Source organism: Longimonas sp., from assembly GCF_040409695.1.
GTDB lineage: Bacteria > Bacteroidota > Rhodothermia > Rhodothermales > Salinibacteraceae > Longimonas.
Genome location: NZ_JARWGJ010000225.1, coordinates 1 through 19,477, shown reverse-complemented (window position 1 = coordinate 19,477; position 19,477 = coordinate 1). Strand labels below are relative to the sequence as shown.

Genomic DNA, 19,477 nt, shown 5'->3' with positions numbered 1-19,477 from the left:
TACTGCAAGCCCGGGTCGCCGCAGATGTAGGTACCTTCGCTGACCTTGTGCAGCAGCTCGGCGGCGTCGATCTCTTCAACAACCTCATCAGTCGTTACCGCGCGCAGTTCGAAGGATTCGCCGCGCTCAGCCGCTTCCATGAACGCATCCGTCACGCGTAGGCTGTGGTTCACGTTCTGGAAGTCAACCGATCCGTACGCCGGACCGTTGAACGAGCCGTCGTAGCCCTGTTCAATCAGCGCCCACGCTTTCTTTTCTTCGGTCTGCTTCGCCTCCACAAACTGCTCAACGTCGGGATGCCAGCACTTCAGCGTCTGCATGATCGCGGCGCGGCGCGTCTTCCCACCGCTCTTGATCGTGCCACCGGTGGCATCCTGCACCTTCATGAAGCTGACCGGACCGCTCGGCTGGCCGCCGCCAGAGAGCTTTTCTTTCGACGACCGTAGCGTGCTCCAGTCCGCACCCACGCCCGAGCCGAACTTGAACAGGCGGGCGCTCTCGCCCATCGTCTTCCAGATGCCGTCGATGGAGTCTTCCACGTCGACGATAAAGCACGCCGAGGCCTGCGGGTACATGTACGGATCGACCTGCACCACCTCCTGGGCCTCACGGTCCCAGCCGTAGATCTTCTTATTGCCCGTGTCGCGAATGCCGTACTGCTGGCCGAGCCCCACGTTGAACCACACCGGCGAGTTGAACGCGCCGTATTGGTTGGTACAGAGCCAGGTCAGCTCGTCGTAGAAGCGGTCGGCGTCTTCGTCCGTGGCAAAGTAATCCTGCTCGCGCCCCCACTCGGTAATAGTGCGAGTAACGCGGTCAATAAGCTGCTTGAGCGAGTGCTCACGCTGCCCTTCGGCCGGACTCCCGTTCCCAGCGTCCAGATCGCCGTAGAAATACTTGCTGGCTACTACGTTTGTAGCCAGCTGGCTCCACGACTCCGGAAACTCGACGTCGTGTTGCTCGAAGACGGCATCGCCACTCGGGTTCTTGATGGCGGCGTCACGCGTCTCCCAAGTGACGCTCTCAAAAGGATGCTCGCCCTCCGACGAAAACACCCGTTCAATGGAAAGCCCTCCTTCAAGTGCCTCTGGGTCAGGCAACTCCAGTGCGCTCGCACCGGTGAAGAGGGATGAATGCTGCGAATCAGACATGCGGGTATACCTCGTTTTCTTTTCTGTAACAGACGACCGTAAGCGTAGAAAACGCCGATCATACGCGGCAATACCGCGCAGACCTTGACGAAACGCATATACAACTAACCGGCATCGGCCGATGGATGCAAGGGTCATTTATCCACAAATAACCCACGACGTGGATAACGCCCAATATGCATAACGGACATTAAAATCAATCCCAAATCAGCCTCTAATCCCACTCAGCAGGGATATATGGAATCCGTTATTGATACAGATCGTCGCAATTTCCGTATTCTGCTTGCAACAGTTATCCACATTGTGGATAACTCCAAGGGTAGATCACAGTTGCTTCACAAATAAATAGCGGATATAAATATGCGTTCTTCTACCTCGCTCGCTCCTATGCACCGCTCTCTTCCTACCTGCTGCGTGCTCCTCTTTTTCATAGCATTAGGTATGGGCGGATGCGCAGGCAGTGCCCCATCGGTACCAGACAATGACCCTGCAGGCATGCCTTCCTACGATACCGATGCCCTCGAACAAGCTATTCATGACCGGATCAACGAAGTGCGGATGCGCAACGGACATTCGTCGCTTGCGTGGTCGAGTGCCCTCGCCAGCCTCAGCCGCACGCACAGCCAAGACATGGCCGAGCGCGGATTCTTCAGCCACACCAACCCCGACGGCGACCGTCCTGCCGACCGGGCGCGTGAAGCCGGTCTAACATGCTCTTCCGTTGTCGAAGACGTGGTAGACGACCCTTCTTCGGCAGGCGGAGTCGGAGAGAACATCTTTAACGCCTCTGCCTACAGCAGCCGTCGTGTTACGCAGCGCGGAGACGAAGAGACCGTTTCGTATGACTGGAATACCGAAGATCAATTGGTCGATACGATCGTCGATGGTTGGATGGATAGCGAAGGGCACCGCCAGAACATCCTCCGCGATTCGTACCAGGCTCAGGGACTCGGCGTGTCCGTATCAGACGAGAAGCGCGTGTTGGTAACCCAGACCTTCTGTTAGGCACGAGTGGGAGGTACGGGCGGCGCTGTACTGGCAAAACGTACTATCTTGACGCGGCCTACTGTTCGCACTTCAGGCGTACCGTTTCTCCGCCTCCACAGCATCGCGCAGCTGCTGAGCAAGCCAGTCAGCCTCCTGCTTGTTATGGAGATTGTCAAGGTGTGCCACACGATTCTGCATATCCGACATGTGGCTTTTCATATTGCTCATACTTTTCTGCCCAAATACCTGGCCCATGGTGTCCATTACCCCTTGAGCCGTGTCGCTGTTGAAGCCTTTATCATCGCCTCGCTTCTGGACGATAATCTGATAGTCGGAATTAGACCGTGTGCCCGATATTCGTACATCGATATCCTCGACATCCGTAACTGGAAAACGTTCGCTCTTTCCGCCTCCGCCCTTCACCTGCACATCGACTTCGCCATTTGCAACGGTTATCGTTGTCTCCTGCGTCCACGCCATCCAGGCCCCCCACGAAAAGGCCAGCCCGATGACAAGAGCAAAAATGCTTCCCATTACGCTTGCCACGAAAAAGAACGGAGTAGCCACTACCAGTCCTATACCCACAGCAGCCATCAGCGCTACTTTGGCGATGCCCTTCAAACTCCGGTCAGGCTCTACGCGGATGCGTACGCCCTGCCCGCCAACGCGATTCAATGATATGTTCTTGCTGATGGGTTTAGTAAGGTTGGGCTCAACTACGTACTCGGCATACGGATCGTCAGAGTCTGCTTCATCTTCGCCTGTGCTAACCCGGAGGGCCTCTTGGTCGGTCTTCAAGTCCCACAAGACCTGCTCTGATTTCTCGGCTGACGCGCCGCCGCTCTGGGCTGCCGCTGCATCTTCAGAGACACTGTGCCTATTGTTTTCAGGCGCCTGTCCCTCAAGCTCGTACACAGGCACTTCGAAGTGGGCTTCATAATCGGTTCCAGGGATCTCAGCGCGTACAGCCACTTCCCAGATAATATCTGATTTACCAGTGCGAGCCAGGTATTTCTTAGAGCGTTTGATCGCCGTCGAACGCGGCATATCCTCGGGTATCTCGAACGACACCGGGATGTGCGCACCGTTCGCATCAAACTTTATAGCCCCCATCTGCTTTTCTCCGCGCCACAGAAGGTGGGTGCGTTCTTTTACTGTACGGCTCTTGTTTTTGCCACTACCGCTCGACTCGTAGCGGGCAGTACGTCGATAGCATGAGAGTTGTACCTGCGCACCATGCTCTGGAAATTCAGAGCGGTTGATAGCCGCCTCAACCCGAGCGAGCATCCGCTGGCCTATGCGTCCTGGCATGGTTTCCAGTTCTGCTTTCGAGATGCCAAATCGCTGTTTGCGTCTGTAGGCTTTTACCATCTGCACGGCCATGAATGCCCCCGCCAGTGGGAAAACCAGCACGAAGAGCACGCCCCACTCCGGCGTTTCCGATGTAAGGATAGCAGACCAGATGACCCATCCGGCCAGAACACCACCACCTCCCAGAAACACAGCTGTGGGAAGCCCCCACGACTGTGTGTTTTCATGTGTAAGTGTAGATGATTGCCAGGCTTCACGGGCCGTCCAGGGTTCTTCAAGATCTTCAGCTTCCTGGTAGGCCTTCTGCCGTCGGTAGTTTGAAACAGATGTAGATATGAAGCCAATGCCAATAAATAACATGACGCCCGCAATAAACAACGGACTGTATGTACTCTCGGGAACCGTCCCCGTCTGTACGATGATACTCAGCGGGTCATACAGCATCACAGCAGCACCGATACATAGGCCGACTCCAATAGCTCCAAACAATCCAAACGTGAGGGTGCGCAGAGGGCCTTGTACACTTTCAGGTAGAAAGCGGAAAAGAAAGCGTAGCATAATCTTGCAAGATAGATAAGGTGCGAACGCGTAAACAGCATGCTGCCGGATGTCGCATAAGGCAGAGAGACATGCTCAATCATACTCAAATCGCAGACCAGCATATCTATTTAACCCACGCGCACTTTATCCCCTGGTGCGGACACCAGGCAAGATCGGGGCATACAATGGCGTACAATAATGTTGCATTTGTATGAGTTAGCGCCCCAACACATCGATCTGCAATAGATAAAGATGAGTCCAAACGCGTTTACTGCTGCAAATACGCAAACTACGGACTATGTCTACTGCAAAGTCTACCATCAACGCTCCACGTCCCCGTCGCACCCCGAACCCGCGTCGTCGGCAGCCGCGCCGGCAGCCGAAGCGATCGCCCGGCTCGCCCTCACAGCCGCCTCGTGTGCCCAACCCGAAACGGCGTGAGCCCAACACAACCCCCTCCCCAAGCCAGCCTCAGCGCCGCCAGACGTAGCTGAGCTGACAGACGTAGCCGGCAGTTCCGCGCTACAAACCGTACAGACCGCAGATGATGGACACGGCGTTCCTTGATTAGGGGCTCGTGGCACCGTCGCTACACAGCGCAATAGGTTCGCTTTCCTTAAAGTCACCTGTCTTAAAAAGAGATGCGAGCGCGCGCATTTATCGTTCGTGGCGTAAGCCGGTTGGGCACGCGCGTCCACTCGTTGTCGGCGTTGGGAATCCAGTTGAACGACACGGTGTTCGTCATATCGAACACGTTGAGGAGCTCCATCGTCAGGTCGAGATGTACGGGAGCGCGCTGCCCCGTCTCAAACAGCGTGACGCGCTTCGTGGCTCCGAGATCAACACGTCGGTATGCTGTAATGCGGCCAGACATGCGCGGTCCAGGAATCTGCAACACGCGCCCGGTGGCCTCATCGCGCGGACCGGGCACAGGGGGGGTGTATGGCAATCCGCTTCCGAAGAGCAAGCGCAGGTGAGCTTTCCAGCTGTCATCGCCGGGGATCGTATCCTGTAAGAACGCGGAAAAGGTATGTCGCTGGTCGCTCGGGCGCGGTACAAGCCCCTGGTTAAACGCGTTCTGAAACTCGGGTTGGATGCGCTCACGCGCAACCATGTAGCTGTAGTTAAACCAGCTTTCAAGTCCAGGAATGAGTTCGCCGCGCAGCTGCAGGTCGGCGCCGTAGACAAACCCGGTCGCATCGTTCTCTCCCGAGTATTGTACGCGAATGTCTTCAATCGTATAGGAGATGACGTTGTCCAGATGCTTGTAGTAGCCCTCTGCACGTAGGTAGAGCCGGCGTCCGGGAAGAAAGTATTCTCCGCCCAGCACAACTTGCATAGAGCGCTGCGACTGGATGTCTCGGTTTAGCGCGTCACGAATCCCTTCTGCAAAATCGGGGTTGCCCCGTAGCTCACGGTAGGTCGGCGCCTGATGGTAGAGGCCCCATGACCCGCTGAGCGACAGGTTTTCACTGGCTTGAAAGGTTGCCGATAAGCGAGGGGAGAACGTCCACTCTTCATTAAAGGAGTAGTAGTCGGCCCGCAGTCCACCTGTTACGGAAAGGCGCCCGCGTGTAGGGAGCACGTCGATTGCATTCTCAGCGTAGACACCAGCCTGCATCTCACTGAACTGCGCGGCATCGAACAGGCTATCGGCGACGATGCGCAGGTCTTCGCGCTCGCCGCTGCCACGCTGCACGCGCGTGTCGATGACTGCGCGTTCATCAATGGTATCCGTGAAGCGCAGCCCCCGCAGGTCCCACCCTGCCTCCATGGCGTTGCGGTTTAGCGTAAGGTTGTAGCGCCCCCCTCCACTCAGCGTCTCGACCGACACGCTGTTGTCAGCAAAGTCGGTCTGGGTAGAGGTGCCGATGCCAAAGTGGCCAGCACCCGAGTTTGGGTCGCCTGCCGGGTCAACGCGGAATAGCTCCGAATCCCCTGTGATGCTGAAAAACTCCGACTCGCGAGTGCCAAAATAGGCCAGCTGGTGGCTCATCCGGAGACGGTTGCTGAGCCGGTTGGAGAGACGTGTGCCCAGAAACTCGGTGGTGTAGCCATCCTGGCGTGTGCCGTCGAAATCGACCCAGAGCGCCTGCAGGTTCGAAGGGACATCCGGGTCGAGGCTCAGGATACCAAAATAGGTGCGCTGGTTGGTGGGGTCGAGTTCGAACTGATGGTCCGCGTAGATACCGAGCGCATCAAACTCGTGCCCATCAGCAATACGGTACGTGAACGTGCCCTGCAGATCGGTAAAGACGGGGTCGTAGTCGCCTTTCAGATCTTGCGTACCGAAGAAGCGTCCGGGCTGCGCGTGGCGCACGCCTACGTTCCAACTGAGGCGGTCGTCGAGAGCAGCGCCCCGGGCATGCACGCTGGCGTCGAGCAGCGAGAGGTCGGCGCTTCCGCGGATACGCTCGCCCTGTGTTTCGTGGTACTGCACGTCGAGGGCCGAGGAGAGCTTGCCTCCGTAGCGTACCGGAAATCCGCCCGTGTAGAACGTCATGCGTTCAGCCATCGCCGGGTTGAGCAGACCAAGGCCCTCCTGTTCGCCCTGGCGCGGACGAAACGGCATGAACACTTCGAATCCATTCAGGAAAATGAGGTTTTCGTTGTAGCCGCCTCCGCGTACGGAGTACTGCTGCGAAAGCTCGGTGTTGGTAGCCACCCCCGGCATCACCTTGAGCGCCCGAAATCCGTCTTTGAACGGCGTAGGCATGCTCTGCACGGTCTCTGGATCGAGGCGATGCACGCCCGCGTCGGGGGCAAACGTGCCTTCCTCGACGAGCACCTGGTCCATTTCGACAACATCAATGGCAAGCGCAACGTCGACGCGGGATGCGGCATCGCGCTCAACGGTGACCGAGTCAACCCGGGCTTCATATCCTACTGCTGAGAAGCGAAGGGCATACGTGCCGGTAGGCAGGCGCATCTGATAGGTGCCATCTTCTTCGGTGGCCGTGCCAAAGTTAGTGCCATCGACCAATACCGTAACGCCTGGCAACGGTGTGGCGCTGGCGTCGTCGACAACAGTGCCCTCAACCGTGCCCCAGTTCTGGGCATGCACGGCAGGAACTCCAACCCCGATGGCAACAAGAAGAGCACTCAACAGACAGGCACTCGTACGTATCCAGACAGCCATAAAGACGCTTCAGAAAAACTTTAACAACAGGGCGTAGCGTTTAGGTCAGAGGCAACTGGAAATAGATGAACGAATAGGGCAGCAGGTTCTGGAAGAGGCACCGTATGTAAGGCCGTACACTGGCGGATGTCGTTACAGCACGCTACCGTGCGGCACCACCGTACAGCAACAATGTTAACAACTGCAGCACAAAAGCCATGCGCAGCCCAAACGGTACGTTGCATCATGTATACAAGGTAACAACTGCACACATTTTATGCCAGAACGCCCCAATAACCGGATGAGTTCATCTTCTGACGCACATATAGCAACGAACGGAACGGCCTCGTCGGCACAGAACGTACTGGGCACGGAACTGCGTGCATGCAGCCACGACCCCGAGACGGGGTTTTACCGCAACGGCTACTGCACCACCGGCCCGGAAGACCGCGGAAGCCATGTGGTATGCGCGGTAATGACCGAAACGTTTCTTGACTTCACAAAGGCGCGGGGCAACGACCTGAGCACCCCGCGGCCGGCGTACAATTTTCCTGGACTGAACCCGGGCGACCGGTGGTGCCTGTGTGCGGCACGTTGGCGAGAGGCGTACGAAGAAGGCTGCGCGCCGCCGGTGGTGCTTGAGGCGACGCATCCGGCGGTGCTTGACGTGGTCGACCTGGAGGCGCTGCAGGCCCACGCCGTCGACAGCGGCGAGTAGCCTGCCGTGTTACGTCGCATTCTCTTGCCCCTCTGGCAACAGCCTATGTTTCTGAAGGCGTGTGTTTAGTACGCTTTGGCGAACAGCACGCGGCCTTCCGAGGGCTTGCCCGTGAGCATATCTTCGCCCTGTTCCTCAGGACGGTCGAACGGAATGCAGCGGATGGTTGCGCCCGTTTCCTCTTTGATGCGGGCTTCGGTCTCGTCGGTGCCATCCCAATGCGCTTTTACGAAGCCGCCCTCGTTCTCGATAACCGCCTTGAACGCGTCGTAGCTGTCGACCGTGGTCGTATTGGATTCGCGGCGATCGAGCGCCTGCTGGAAGAGCCCGCTTTGGATCTCGGTCAGGGTATTCTGGATGCGTGCGGTGAGTCCTTGCTGCGGCACAATTTCTTTTTCGCCGGTGTCGCGACGCGCGAGCTCAACGTTCTCGTTCTCAATGTCGCGCGGGCCAATGCCGATGCGAAGCGGCACGCCCTGCAGTTCATACTCGTTAAACTTCCAGCCTGGCTTCTGATTATCGTCGGCATCAAGCTTGACGCGGATGTCGGCACTGCTGAGTTCGTTCTGGATGCGCTGCGCATGCTCCAGCACGAGCGTTCGCTGCTCATCGTTGAAATAGATCGGCACAATAACGACCTGGTCGCGCGCCAGCTTCGGGGGCAGCACAAGGCCCTGATCGTCGGAGTGCGTCATGATAAGTGCCCCGATGAGCCGCGTCGATACGCCCCACGAGGTAGCCCACACATACTGCTCTTCGTTATTTTGATCGGTGTACGTGCAGTCGAACGCCTTCGCGAAGTTCTGCCCCAGAAAGTGGCTGGTGCCTGCCTGTAGCGCTTTTCCATCTTGCATCAGCGCCTCAATGCAGAGCGTGTCTACCGCTCCTGCGAAGCGTTCGCTGGGCGTTTTACGACCGCGCACAACCGGAATGGCCATATACTCCTCGGCAAAGGTCGCGTAAACGTCAAGCATCCGCTCGGCTTCCTCAACAGCTTCCTCTTTGGTTGCGTGGGCCGTATGGCCTTCTTGCCAGAGGAACTCCATGGTGCGCAGAAAGAGACGCGTGCGCATCTCCCACCGCACGACGTTGGCCCACTGGTTGTAAAGCAGCGGCAGGTCGCGGTACGACTGAATCCAGTCGGCATAGGTGTTCCAGATGATGGTTTCGGAGGTGGGCCGCACAATGAGATTCTCCTCCAGCTTCGACTCCGGATCGGGGATGAGCTCGTCGTCTTCGTTTAGCGTAAGACGCGAGTGTGTAACGACAGCACATTCCTTAGCAAACCCCTCAACGTGCTCGGCCTCGCGGGCCAGAAACCGTTCAGGGATGAACAGCGGGAAGTAGAAATTTTCATGGCCCGTAGACTTGAACAGTCCGTCGAGTGTCTCTTTCATGCGCTCCCACAGCGCGTACCCGTTGGGACGAATGACCATGCATCCACGCACGGGCGAATAGTCGGCCAGCTTGGCCTTGCGTACTACATCGATATACCATTGCGAATAGTCGGCGTCGCGGGGGGTAACGGCGTCAGCCATGAGGTAAGGGCAGAAGGGTGAAGGTAGACCAATGTGGAGGCAAGACCACAGGCAGGCGGCGCAAGAAGTGCGTCGTCGTAAACATGACTTTCGCTGGCACGAAACGCACCTCTTGCTACGTTAATCTAATGTAGCGTACCGGGCAGCATACCAACGTACGCTATGTTACACGCTGTGTTACTTTGCCGCATGTACAGGCGGCTTTCGCAACAAGTAGTACATGCAATGGTCTAACATACTGTACACGACAATAAGAAGCAGGAGCATGTGCCTTATTTCGCGCAACTTTTAGCAGCGTCGCACAGCCTGCATCGTGCTATTGGCATTTAGCGGTACTGGTACTCAAGAGGTGGTATAGTTATGGAATCTATAGAAACAAACACAGGCGTTTTGACGCGCCATCTCGGTCTGCTTCTACTGAGCGTGCTCGTGCTGCCCTTGGTGCTCACCGGGTGCTACACGCAGCTGCAGACAAGCGACCAGCATGAGCGCCCAGCTGTTCGCTCGGAGGCCCCGGCTACAACGCAGGAACGGCCACGGCAGGCTGAACGCCCGAACCGGCCGCTCACAACACAAGAACTGCTCGACTGGGCTGAGCAGCTTGAGTTGGACTATCGCGAGGGATACATCAGCGAGGACACCTACTGGGCCGAAGTCGCAGCTATCAAGCGTGAGGACCCTGCCTTCTACGAAGCCTATTATGGCGAAAGCCTGATTCGTACCCCCCGCTATACATCGCGCCAGTCGCACCGTCCGCTGCACAGTTACCGCGCCAGGCATGCACGTCCTGTGGTGTTCTACGATCCGTTTTTCTACGACCCGTTCTTCCATGACCCGTTCTACCGGTCAGGAACGTTCGTAAGCGTCTCTTTCGGATTCGGACGGTTTTACCATCGCCCGTATCATTATCGCCCATTCTACCGCCATTCGTTTTTCCATCGTCCGTACTACTACCGCGGCGGATCGGTCTTTTATGGCGGCATACATAACCATTATTATGGCAGGTCTACCTTCCCGGTAGCCTCGAACCGTCCGATACGGTCGCGCACGTTTACCCCCCGCACAGCTGAAGGGCGCGGTACCGCCCGCACTATAACCCGCGGTAGCGCCACCACACGTACCCCGACGGAGCGGAGCCCTACCCGAACTACACGCGCCCCAAGCGTGCGCGACTCGCAGCGGACCGGCTCATCTCGGACTACGACACGAGGCACGCGCACGTCCGGAAGCGACCGTACAGCCCGCGGCGGACGTTCTGCTCGCGACACGTCTTCGCGGGGTACGGTGCGCGACGAGCGTACCGAACGCGGCAGCACGACGTCGCGCGGTTCGCGCACCAACCGAGACACATCAGAGAGTCGCCGCACCGAGCGTGGCAATCGCACGACCCGCGATGATCGCTCCGTACGAAACGATCGCTCCGTGCGCTCCGACCGTCGCCCTCAGAGCGACCGCGCCGACCGTGCAAGTGAAGAAAATCGCGAGGTCCGGCGCGTTGAGCGTATGGCTCCACGCCCGATCCTGAATCCGGATAGGCAGCGCGACGAAGCACGCACACGCGGCTCCTCGCGTGCTACGCCGCGGGAGGCTCGCTCATCCGAGCGCGAAACGCGAACCGACGATGCCCGCTCCCGCCGCGTGGTTATTCCCTCTGAGCGCGTACGCCAGCCTCCGAGCCGCCCAGATGCCACCCGCCGTCAGGCGCCACGAACACGCTCCTCAGAGCGCTCTCGGACGCGGAGCAGCAGTGGATCGCGCACACGTACTCGCGGCACAAGCAACTCGCGGACTCGCTCATCAGGCAGCTCACGCACGCGCTCATCATCGGGCAGCTCGCGAACCCGTTCTTCAAGCGGATCGCGCACACGAAGCAGCAGCGGATCGTCTTCGACCTCCCGTGGGTCGCGCACGAGCCGAAGCGATCGCTCGTCAGGGAGTTCGTCCCGTGGCTCTCGTGGCTCCCGAAATGATGACTAACTCTCTCTGAATCGCTCGCTGTACCAGCGAAAGACACTCAAAAGCGGCCTACTCCCTGCAAGGAGAGGCCGCTTTTTCGTTGGGGCTGATGCCGACTTCAAGGGCGGGATACTAAGAGCCTGTTTTGATTTCTTAATTTGGGCTGCGAGCGGCTTCAATGGGCTGCAAATTGCCCGTCGAAGCGATGCCAATCTATCCTCAAGGATCTATATCACCCCTTCCACTTGTAACTACAAACCAATTGGTTATAAACCGGTACCTGGCAGTGCAAGAAAAGACAGTACAACAAAAAAACCCGGTCCCCCACCAGAGACCGGGCATAACAAGCAGAAGTAGGGCTTATTTAGAAGTGCACCTTGATGACACACTGCATCCTCCAGCGTAACGTACCTACTGGATTCGTTACAAAGGTAGCACCTGCATGGCCTGAGTGCACTTTTCAGGACGCTACCTGAACGATAACGTCGCTAATGCCGGCTTCTTCGACAAAACACCTTCTTATTTTTAGCTTACCGCTACGCGCCCACCGACTCTTATGGAAGCAGACGCGTCCCGTACATCTCCTAACCGATCCGACAACAGCACACCCGTACAGTATGGGTGGTATCTCGTGAAGACCTACTGGCACTGGCCCGTGCTTGTAGGGGTACTCACTTACATGGTCTTTCAGTTTTGGCCCCCGATTCTTGACCTGGACCCGCCCGGCACTACAGCCCCCACGTTTGTGCATGAAACGATCGACGGAGATGTGTTCGACACAGCCGACCACGCCGACAAGGTAATGGTCGTGAACGTATGGGCTACCTGGTGTCCTCCGTGCCGCGTAGAACTGCCTGGCTTTGTTGACCTGCAGGAAGAGTGGAGCGGACGGGTCCAGTTTGTGGGACTGGCTACCGACCAGCAGGGGATGCGGGTGATTAAGCCCTTTGCTGAAGAGCAAGGACTCAACTACCCGCAGATTGCTTCTGGAGCGCTGGCAGCACGGCACTTCCCCGGAGAAGCAATTCCTCGGACCTATGTCATTGATCAGAATGGAGACATCCGTTACACGCACACGGGGTTCTTGCCGAAGTCTACGCTACGCCGCATTCTGCAACGACTGGCATAGCACCGCATGCTATGCGCTGCTATGCGCCATCGAATCCTATACATTACGCATCCGCCGGTTCAACTTCCTTTTCGGGGCGCACGTCCCACATAAGCATCATTTCGATGTCGGCGTACTCTTCCTCGCCCTGGTCGTCAATGAATCGGTAGTCTCCGTACGTAGTGCGCTGGAAGGGTGGGACGCGGTGCCATGTCGCTCCTTCACCATCCACAAAGTGATCGGGGTACGGGTTTTCTACCGAGTACGATGGGTGGTATGAGTGGTATGTCTTCGACGCTTCGTAGATCGCTGCGCGGCGTGCCCCCGCCTTTGTCAGGCTCTCCCCCGATACCTTAAACGGAGAGATCGCGATCGTCGCCACGACATATCCGTCATCTTTTTCGTGATACGACGGACGCATCACTTTAAAGTCGGAAGGTTCGGGATATGCGCTATGTTGTTCAGCAGCCATGGTGCACAGAAAGGGTTATTAGTGGATTCGTTAAAGGGTTGGCCGTAGTGTATCATGTTCATAACGAGCGTGAACACACGTAGATTCCAAACCCACTCGCTGCCAGTCAGAGCTTAATGTGTATTTTGATCAATGCGTGGCGGCATGCAGCAGATACCACGGCTGCAATACAGGCACTGTGTCCCACTGCCGAAAGTACCACCACTCGCTCTTCTTATCCGAAAAGGGGCCGCTACACCGCGAACCAGCATCTCGCACAGCCTGACACGCAATGCGCCAAAAGAGCACATTTCCTAAACCATCGGATGTAGGGATAGCACTTTACGGCATGTAGCTTACATTCGTAGTACCTTCTTATTCAACCAGAAGGCAGGTTTCGTGAAATTATAGCTTCTACTGAACTTCGGAAACCTGCTGTTTGGTTATGCGTCGACCGCACGTATTGAGCCCACGTTTTTAATGAGTGCATCGCACTCCCCAAACTTTCCGTGGCTTTGCTAACAGACAACACCCTACATGCTATGTATTACGAAGATACCCTGTACGGCTCTGTAGACGACACGATGTACCGTTTCGACGATCCGTTCGCCTACGAGACGCTTGACGACGACCTCCTCGACGACGAGTATTACGACGAAGACGATCTCCTTGATGATCTTGATGATCTCGATGACGACTTCGACGACGAAGACGAGGGGTACTTTTACGACGACGAGTACTACGAAGACTTCGACGGTGCCTATTAAAGACGCTATCTGCTAAGCCACGTCTTTCGGGGGCCGCTTCTTCTTAGAACCTGTGTTGATTTCTTAATTTTGCGATGCAGCATCTGATTCACCAGGCAGGTACGTAGCTTGCCCAGCGTTTTCAGAGGCTGCCTAAATAACCAGAGGTCTATTCCGCTGCTCAGCGGGGTAGACCTCTGGTCGTTTATACGCCTCCTACCTGTCTCTTGTATGATATCGTTTTGATGTGCAGACCTGCCTGTTGGGACTTGAGGGCCTGCCGCAACGTAACGTGCTACCGGTGCTGGGCCGGATCCATACCAGGGGCTTCAGCGCGGGTGGTTTCGCCGGCAGCTTCGCGAGATGATGAGCGAGGGGGTGAAGCATCGGTATCGTGGCCGTCGTAACGCGCTGCGATACGGTATGCCGCAGTTGTTTCCATGCGCGGACGAACAATCATTTCGCCGAGAAGCCCGGTGGTGAACATCTGGGCACCGAATAGAATGAGTAGTAGTCCCAGAAGCAGCAGCGGCCGGTCGCCAAGAGAGTGTCCGAAAACAAGTTTCTCGACAGAGAGCCACAGGCTTACAGCCACCCCCATCATGAAACTGAGCGTTCCGACACCGCCGAAAAAGTGCATTGGGCGTGCCGCAAAGCGTGTCAGGAAGAGTACAGACACAAAGTCGAGAAATCCGCGGACGAATCGCTCCAGCCCAAACTTGGTCGTTCCGTGCTTGCGCGGATGGTGCTGTACGGACTTCTCCGTAATGCGGTCAAATCCCTCCCATTTAGCCAGGAGCGGAATGTACCGGTGCAGTTCCCCATATAGATTGATAGACTGCACAACTTCGCGCCGGTACGCCTTGAGTCCGCAGTTGAAGTCATGGATATCGATGCCCGATACAAGCCGCGTCACGCCATTGAAGAAGCGGCTCGGTATCGTCTTTGACAGGGGGTCTTGGCGTTCTCGCTTCCACCCGCTCACGAGATCATGCCCTTCATCGAGCAGGGCAACCAGTTCGGGAATCTCGGCGGGGTCGTCTTGCAGATCCGCATCCAGTGTAACGACGTAAGGAGCCTGCACATGGTCAAATCCAACCGCGAGCGCGGCCGACTTCCCGTAGTTGCGCTGCAGCCGAATCCCCCGAAACCGTTTGTCTGATTCGTGGAGCGCTGCGATAACCGCCCACGAGTCGTCGGTTGATCCATCGTCGACGAGCCAGACCTCGAATGCATACGCGCGACAGGCCGCTCTAAGACGGCGTGCCAGCTCGGGCAACGAGTCGGCTTCGTTGTAGATGGGCACCACAATGGAGAGGTCACAACTGCTCATATACCTGCTTGATAGACCTCCGTGAGAGGGCCGCGCTGCGCATTCTGCCCACCCTGCACGTTCGTGCGTCAGCAGCGTGCGAGGCGCAGCGTCGCTGTCAAAAATAACGCTACACGCGCTACACGTCGATCGTAGCGTACTTTGCGTTGCGCTCGATAAACTTGCGGCGAGGCTCTACGGCATCGCCCATGAGCGTACTGAACATCCGATCGGCCCCGGCAGCGTCGTCAATCGACACCCGCTGCAGCTTACGTGTATCGGGATCCATCGTAGTCGTCCAGAGCTGCTCCGGGTTCATCTCGCCAAGGCCCTTATAGCGCTGCAGGCTGGGCTTGGATTTGCCGTTGGCACGCAGCTCGGCCATCTTCGTGCGCATCGCTTCATCGCTCCAGATATAGTACTCGTCTTTATTCTGCTGGATGCGATAGAGCGGCGGCATGGCAATGTAGACATACCCTTGCTCGATGAGTGGACGCAGCTGTCGGTAGAAGAAGGTAAGCAGCAGCGTACGGATGTGGGCCCCGTCCACATCGGCGTCGGTCATGATCACGATACGGTGGTAGCGCAGCCGCGAGAGGTCAAACTCTTCTTCGGTGCTGGTAAGGCCCGTGCCCAGCGCCGTTACAATATTCTGGATTTCGTTGTTCTCGAGGATGCGGTCGAGCCGTGCCTTCTCCACGTTCAGGATCTTTCCACGCAGGGGCAAGATGGCCTGAAAGTGGCGGTCGCGGGCTTGCTTAGCCGACCCGCCAGCAGAGTCGCCCTCTACCAGGTAGATCTCGCTCTCTTCTGGATTGCGCGAGGAGCAGTCGGCCAGCTTTCCGGGAAGCCCGCCGCTCGTGAAGGCGCTCTTGCGCTGTACCAGCTCGCGGGCCTTGCGCGCCGCCGCCCGGGCTTGTGCCGCCAGAACAACTTTGTTGATGATCGACTCGGCCTGATTGGGGTGGTCTTCGAGCCAGCGTCCGAGCTTGGTGTTGATAAGCGACTCGACGATACCCTGCACCTCTGAGTTGCCCAGCTTGGTCTTCGTCTGGCCCTCAAACTGCGGCTCCGCCACTTTCACCGAGAGCACGGCTGTGAGTCCCTCACGAAAGTCATCGCCTGAGAGATCAAACTTCAGCTTCTTAAGCATGCCGTTCTTCTGCGCGTAGCCTTTCAGCGTGCGCGTGAGCGCACGGCGGAAGCCCGACACGTGGGTTCCTCCTTCGTGCGTGTTGATGTTGTTCACAAACGACAGCACGGTCTTGTTGTAGCTGTCGTTGTAGCGCATAGCCAGCTCCACCGGCACCTCGCCCGACTCGTCGGTGATGTAGATCGTGTCGTCGATGATCGGGTTGCGTGCTTCATCGAGATACTCGACGAACTCTTTCAGTCCCCCCTCCGAGTAGTACTCTTCGCGGCGCAGGTCTTCATCTTCTTCGCGCTCGTCTTCGAGCACGATGCGCACTCCCCGGTTCAGGAATGCAAGCTCCTGCAGCCGGTCGGAGAGGGTGTCGAACCGGAAGTCGGTCTCTTTAAATATCGAGCCATCAGGCCAGAAGCGGATATGGGTGCCCGTGGTTTCGTCGTCGCGCATCGCGCGAAGCTTTGTGACCGGCCCTTCGGGCACGCCGCACCGGTAGCTCTGCTGCCATACCGCGCCGTCGCGCCACACCGTAGCCACAAACCGGATGGCCAGCGCATTCACGCACGACACCCCCACCCCGTGGAGTCCACCCGACACCTTGTAGCTGTCTTTGTCGAACTTACCGCCGGCGTGCAACACCGTCATCACGACCTCAAGGGCGGAGCGGTTCTCTGTCGGGTGCTCGTCGACCGGGATGCCGCGCCCGTTGTCTTTGACAGACACGGAGCCGTCCTCGTGGATCGTGACGGTCATCTCGTCGCAGTGGCCGGCCAGGGCCTCATCGATCGAGTTGTCGAGCACTTCGTACACCAGGTGGTGCAGGCCGCGAATGCCCACATCGCCGATATACATGGCCGGTCGCTTGCGTACCGCCTCCAGGCCCTCCAGCACCTGAATGTTCGACGCAGCGTAAGGCGTTACGGGAAGATCGTGTTCGGTAGCCATGAGGAAGAAAGGATGGTGGAAAAAGTACGATAAGAACGGCCAATGGCGTAGCTCTTCTGTTACACAACCCGTAAGCAACGGTTCGCCAGACAGGCCCGCTATGTGCCAAAAACATCCTGAACTAAACAGCCTGAACTAAACAGCATACCGCTGCGCATCAGGCAACAGCGAACGTTTGCATCCCGCTGGTCTACAGGTGGAAAAACCTGTGGAAGACGAGTTAGGAGGATGCGTCGGCATCCGATGAGAACACAGGCGTAAAGTCGCGCAGCGACATGCCGGCGGCGGCCGGCTGCGGGGTGGTGCCGCGTTCCAACTCCAGCTCGTAGGCCACCCGGTCGGTCCGGTAGTACCGCTGCTGGTAGTAGATGGGGGCATCCTCAGCGCCAATCGAAAGGCGCGAAATTAGCAGAAGCGCCGTTCCGGGAGGCACGCCCAGTGCCTCAGCAACCGTATCGGAGGCATTCGCTGCTTCAATGCGATACTGTCCGCGACGCACTTCAACGTCGTGCTCCGTCTCAAGAATGCTGTAGATCGTCTGCTCAGCAAGGTCGTACGGTTCGATGAGCGATGCATAGTTGAGCGGAAGCCAAGTGTAATCAAAAGCCACCGGCTGCCCGTCGCCCAGGCGTGTACGATCGAGACGGCGCACCGTCGTGCCTGGCTTCACGCCAAGCTTTGCGGATACTGATGCTGGCACCTCCACGTTCGTGTTCATCACAATACGCGACGACGCCGCGATCCCGGCCTGGGCCATGTCTTCGGCAAAATCGGTAAGACGCACCAGTCCCGGACGCATTCGCTGGTCTTGCACAAACGAGCCCAGTCCCTGCTTGCGGTAGATGAGGCCTTCGCTCTCCAGCGTCTGCAGCGCGCGGCGCACCGTTACCCGGCTCACGTCAAACTGGTCGCAGAGCGTATGCTCCGACGGAAGCTGCTCGTCGGCTTCGTAGGTGCCATCGGCAATGCGTGTGCGAAGCCAGTTGCTTAGCTGTTCGTGGCGGGGAAGGTTCATAAGCTAAATGGGTACTGGTCAAAGACGCCTGAAGCGGACGCTGCAGCTACTGGCCTCTGCCTGCCAGCACATCGCATAAGGTCGTACAACACGTTGTATGAGCCGCGTGGCATGAACCGCGTCGTCGCGCTACGAAAGCGCAGGGCCGCTTGTTTGGGCATGAAACAATCGTATGTTACACACAAATCTCGGTCTCATGTTCAGGCCAGAACATTCATTCCCTTTACAGAATAGCGCTGCCAGGTTGCGCATGCGACGTATTTGGACGTATTTGAGCGGGACGTCTCTCCGTGCAGCCCGCTGTGCAAGGTGAGTTGAGGGATTCAGAGCACGCCACGGAGCCAGAAGTAGATGCACGGATCGGTGAGGGTGCGAACCGGCAAGAACGCCGCACGTCAGCGGTGTAACGTCTTGCATCCTGAAGACACGTAGCGTGCCCGTAACGCTCGCCGTGCCTTCTGCACCTACTGTATAGCACCGTGGCTGATGATTCTTCTCGCGTCGATACCGAAGCCATCCTCAACGGCGACCGTGCTGCCTTTGAGGCACTTGTTGAGTCGGAGACCTCCCGGCTTTTTCACGTTATCCTGCGCTACGTAAATGACCGAGAGGCCGCCCGTAGTCTCGTTCAAGAAACGTTTTTGCAGGCGTATAAGAACCTCGACTCGTTTCGAGGCGATGCCAAACTCACGTCGTGGGTAACGGGCATCGGCATCAACATTGCCCGTAGCTGGCTGCGCAAGAACAAGCGCGAGCAGCCTATAGACGAGGACGACATGGAGCGCCTGCAGCCGTCGTTCCGTTTCGGACGCTATACCGGCTCATTTGAGCCATGGGATCCGGAGCAGACTGCGGAGCGATCGGAACGCAAGCAGTTGGTCCACGACGCACTCGACCAGCTCTCCGAATCATACCGTGAGGTCATTGTGCTCCGCGACCTCGAAGAACGCTCGACCAAAGAAACGGCCGAAATTCTGGATATCAGTCGCGGAGCCGTACGCGTTCGCCTGCACCGTGCACGGCAAGCTCTGCGCGAACTGCTCAACAATCACTTTGCTTCCGAATTTGCATAATTTCTTACATGGCTAACTTTCTTACAGAATGGCGCCGCCAATGGATGCTCACGTGCAAAGAGGTAAACGGCTTCCTGGAGGCCTACCTCGACGGCCGACTCGATCCCGATACGAAGGCCCAGTTCGAGCGTCATATTAACCGATGCGAAACCTGCAGCACGTATCTGCAGCAGTACAAAGCCACGATCGCGCTTGTCAAAGAAGCCGATCCGGCACGCAGCAGCGCGCCTGATTCCCCCTCTGACGTGTTGGTTGAGCAGACGCTTTCGTTTCTGCGCGACCGCTACGACCCGCCCTCCGAATCGTCCTAAGCACCTGCTCCGCCAGCGTGTTTGCTATGCACAACTTCCCGCTGGCTGCA

16 protein-coding genes are annotated in these 19,477 nt (G+C 57.5%); 8 read left to right on the top strand and 8 right to left on the bottom strand.

Translation table 11 applies throughout. The annotated features are described in order from the left end of the window. Positions 1 to 1,151 (bottom strand): ribonucleotide reductase barrel domain-containing protein (locus PPP56_RS13610; RefSeq protein WP_502912584.1); only part of this gene is annotated, 1,151 nt, incomplete at its 3' end. Positions 1,152 to 1,646: 495 nt separating this feature from the next. Between PPP56_RS13610 and PPP56_RS13605 the strand changes: the two genes are divergently transcribed. Then, entirely contained in the window at positions 1,647 to 2,156 is a 510-nt protein-coding gene (locus tag PPP56_RS13605) for a CAP domain-containing protein (RefSeq protein WP_353564597.1), read from the top strand. Positions 2,157 to 2,228: 72 nt separating this feature from the next. Here the strand turns inward: PPP56_RS13605 and PPP56_RS13600 are convergent, their stop codons facing one another. After that, positions 2,229 to 4,007, bottom strand: coding sequence for a hypothetical protein (locus PPP56_RS13600; protein ID WP_353564596.1), 1,779 nt, complete (start codon positions 4,005 to 4,007; stop codon positions 2,229 to 2,231). Between the two features lie 280 nt (positions 4,008 to 4,287). Between PPP56_RS13600 and PPP56_RS13595 the strand changes: the two genes are divergently transcribed. Beyond that, entirely contained in the window at positions 4,288 to 4,479 is a 192-nt protein-coding gene (locus tag PPP56_RS13595; protein ID WP_353564595.1) for a hypothetical protein, read from the top strand. 141 nt (positions 4,480 to 4,620) lie between these two features. Here PPP56_RS13595 and PPP56_RS13590 read toward each other — a convergent pair whose 3' ends face one another. Further along, on the bottom strand, positions 4,621 to 7,128 hold the full coding sequence (locus tag PPP56_RS13590; RefSeq protein WP_353564594.1) for a TonB-dependent receptor: 2,508 nt from the start codon (positions 7,126 to 7,128) through the stop codon (positions 4,621 to 4,623). Between the two features lie 280 nt (positions 7,129 to 7,408). On the opposite strand from PPP56_RS13590, the gene PPP56_RS13585 reads away from it, so the two are divergent. Further along, complete coding sequence (locus PPP56_RS13585; protein ID WP_353564598.1) at positions 7,409 to 7,825, top strand: DUF2237 family protein; 417 nt, start codon at positions 7,409 to 7,411, stop codon at positions 7,823 to 7,825. Positions 7,826 to 7,890: 65 nt separating this feature from the next. On the opposite strand, the gene proS is transcribed toward PPP56_RS13585, so the two are convergent. Continuing rightward, positions 7,891 to 9,363: a proline--tRNA ligase gene (proS, locus tag PPP56_RS13580; protein WP_353564593.1), complete on the bottom strand. Its 1,473-nt coding sequence runs from the start codon at positions 9,361 to 9,363 to the stop codon at positions 7,891 to 7,893. A gap of 360 nt (positions 9,364 to 9,723) precedes the next feature. Here proS and PPP56_RS13575 point away from each other — a divergent pair, with 360 nt between their 5' ends. After that, on the top strand, positions 9,724 to 11,340 hold the full coding sequence (locus PPP56_RS13575; RefSeq protein ID WP_353564592.1) for a hypothetical protein: 1,617 nt from the start codon (positions 9,724 to 9,726) through the stop codon (positions 11,338 to 11,340). Positions 11,341 to 11,875: 535 nt separating this feature from the next. Then, the gene (locus PPP56_RS13570; protein ID WP_353564591.1) at positions 11,876 to 12,448 is read left to right on the top strand and encodes a TlpA family protein disulfide reductase; all 573 of its coding nucleotides are present in this window, start codon (positions 11,876 to 11,878) and stop codon (positions 12,446 to 12,448) included. Positions 12,449 to 12,491: 43 nt separating this feature from the next. Here PPP56_RS13570 and PPP56_RS13565 read toward each other — a convergent pair whose 3' ends face one another. Next, complete coding sequence (locus PPP56_RS13565; protein WP_353564590.1) at positions 12,492 to 12,899, bottom strand: hypothetical protein; 408 nt, start codon at positions 12,897 to 12,899, stop codon at positions 12,492 to 12,494. Positions 12,900 to 13,420: 521 nt separating this feature from the next. On the opposite strand from PPP56_RS13565, the gene PPP56_RS13560 reads away from it, so the two are divergent. Then, positions 13,421 to 13,645: a hypothetical protein gene (locus PPP56_RS13560; protein WP_353564589.1), complete on the top strand. Its 225-nt coding sequence runs from the start codon at positions 13,421 to 13,423 to the stop codon at positions 13,643 to 13,645. Between the two features lie 274 nt (positions 13,646 to 13,919). Here the strand turns inward: PPP56_RS13560 and PPP56_RS13555 are convergent, their stop codons facing one another. The 3 genes from PPP56_RS13555 to PPP56_RS13545 all read right to left on the bottom strand — a co-directional run bounded on the left by PPP56_RS13555 (position 13,920) and on the right by PPP56_RS13545 (position 18,043). After that, positions 13,920 to 14,957, bottom strand: a complete 1,038-nt coding sequence (locus PPP56_RS13555) for a glycosyltransferase family 2 protein (RefSeq protein ID WP_353564588.1) — start codon at positions 14,955 to 14,957, stop codon at positions 13,920 to 13,922. A gap of 118 nt (positions 14,958 to 15,075) precedes the next feature. Next, positions 15,076 to 17,028, bottom strand: a complete 1,953-nt coding sequence (gene gyrB, locus PPP56_RS13550; protein WP_353564587.1) for a DNA topoisomerase (ATP-hydrolyzing) subunit B — start codon at positions 17,026 to 17,028, stop codon at positions 15,076 to 15,078. A 220-nt stretch (positions 17,029 to 17,248) separates the two neighbouring features. Then, positions 17,249 to 18,043, bottom strand: coding sequence for a GntR family transcriptional regulator (locus PPP56_RS13545; RefSeq protein ID WP_353564586.1), 795 nt, complete (start codon positions 18,041 to 18,043; stop codon positions 17,249 to 17,251). A 479-nt stretch (positions 18,044 to 18,522) separates the two neighbouring features. Here PPP56_RS13545 and PPP56_RS13540 point away from each other — a divergent pair, with 479 nt between their 5' ends. Further along, entirely contained in the window at positions 18,523 to 19,116 is a 594-nt protein-coding gene (locus PPP56_RS13540; protein ID WP_353564585.1) for an RNA polymerase sigma factor, read from the top strand. A gap of 8 nt (positions 19,117 to 19,124) precedes the next feature. Continuing rightward, positions 19,125 to 19,427, top strand: a complete 303-nt coding sequence (locus PPP56_RS13535) for an anti-sigma factor family protein (RefSeq protein ID WP_353564584.1) — start codon at positions 19,125 to 19,127, stop codon at positions 19,425 to 19,427. Positions 19,428 to 19,477: the final 50 nt, after the last annotated feature.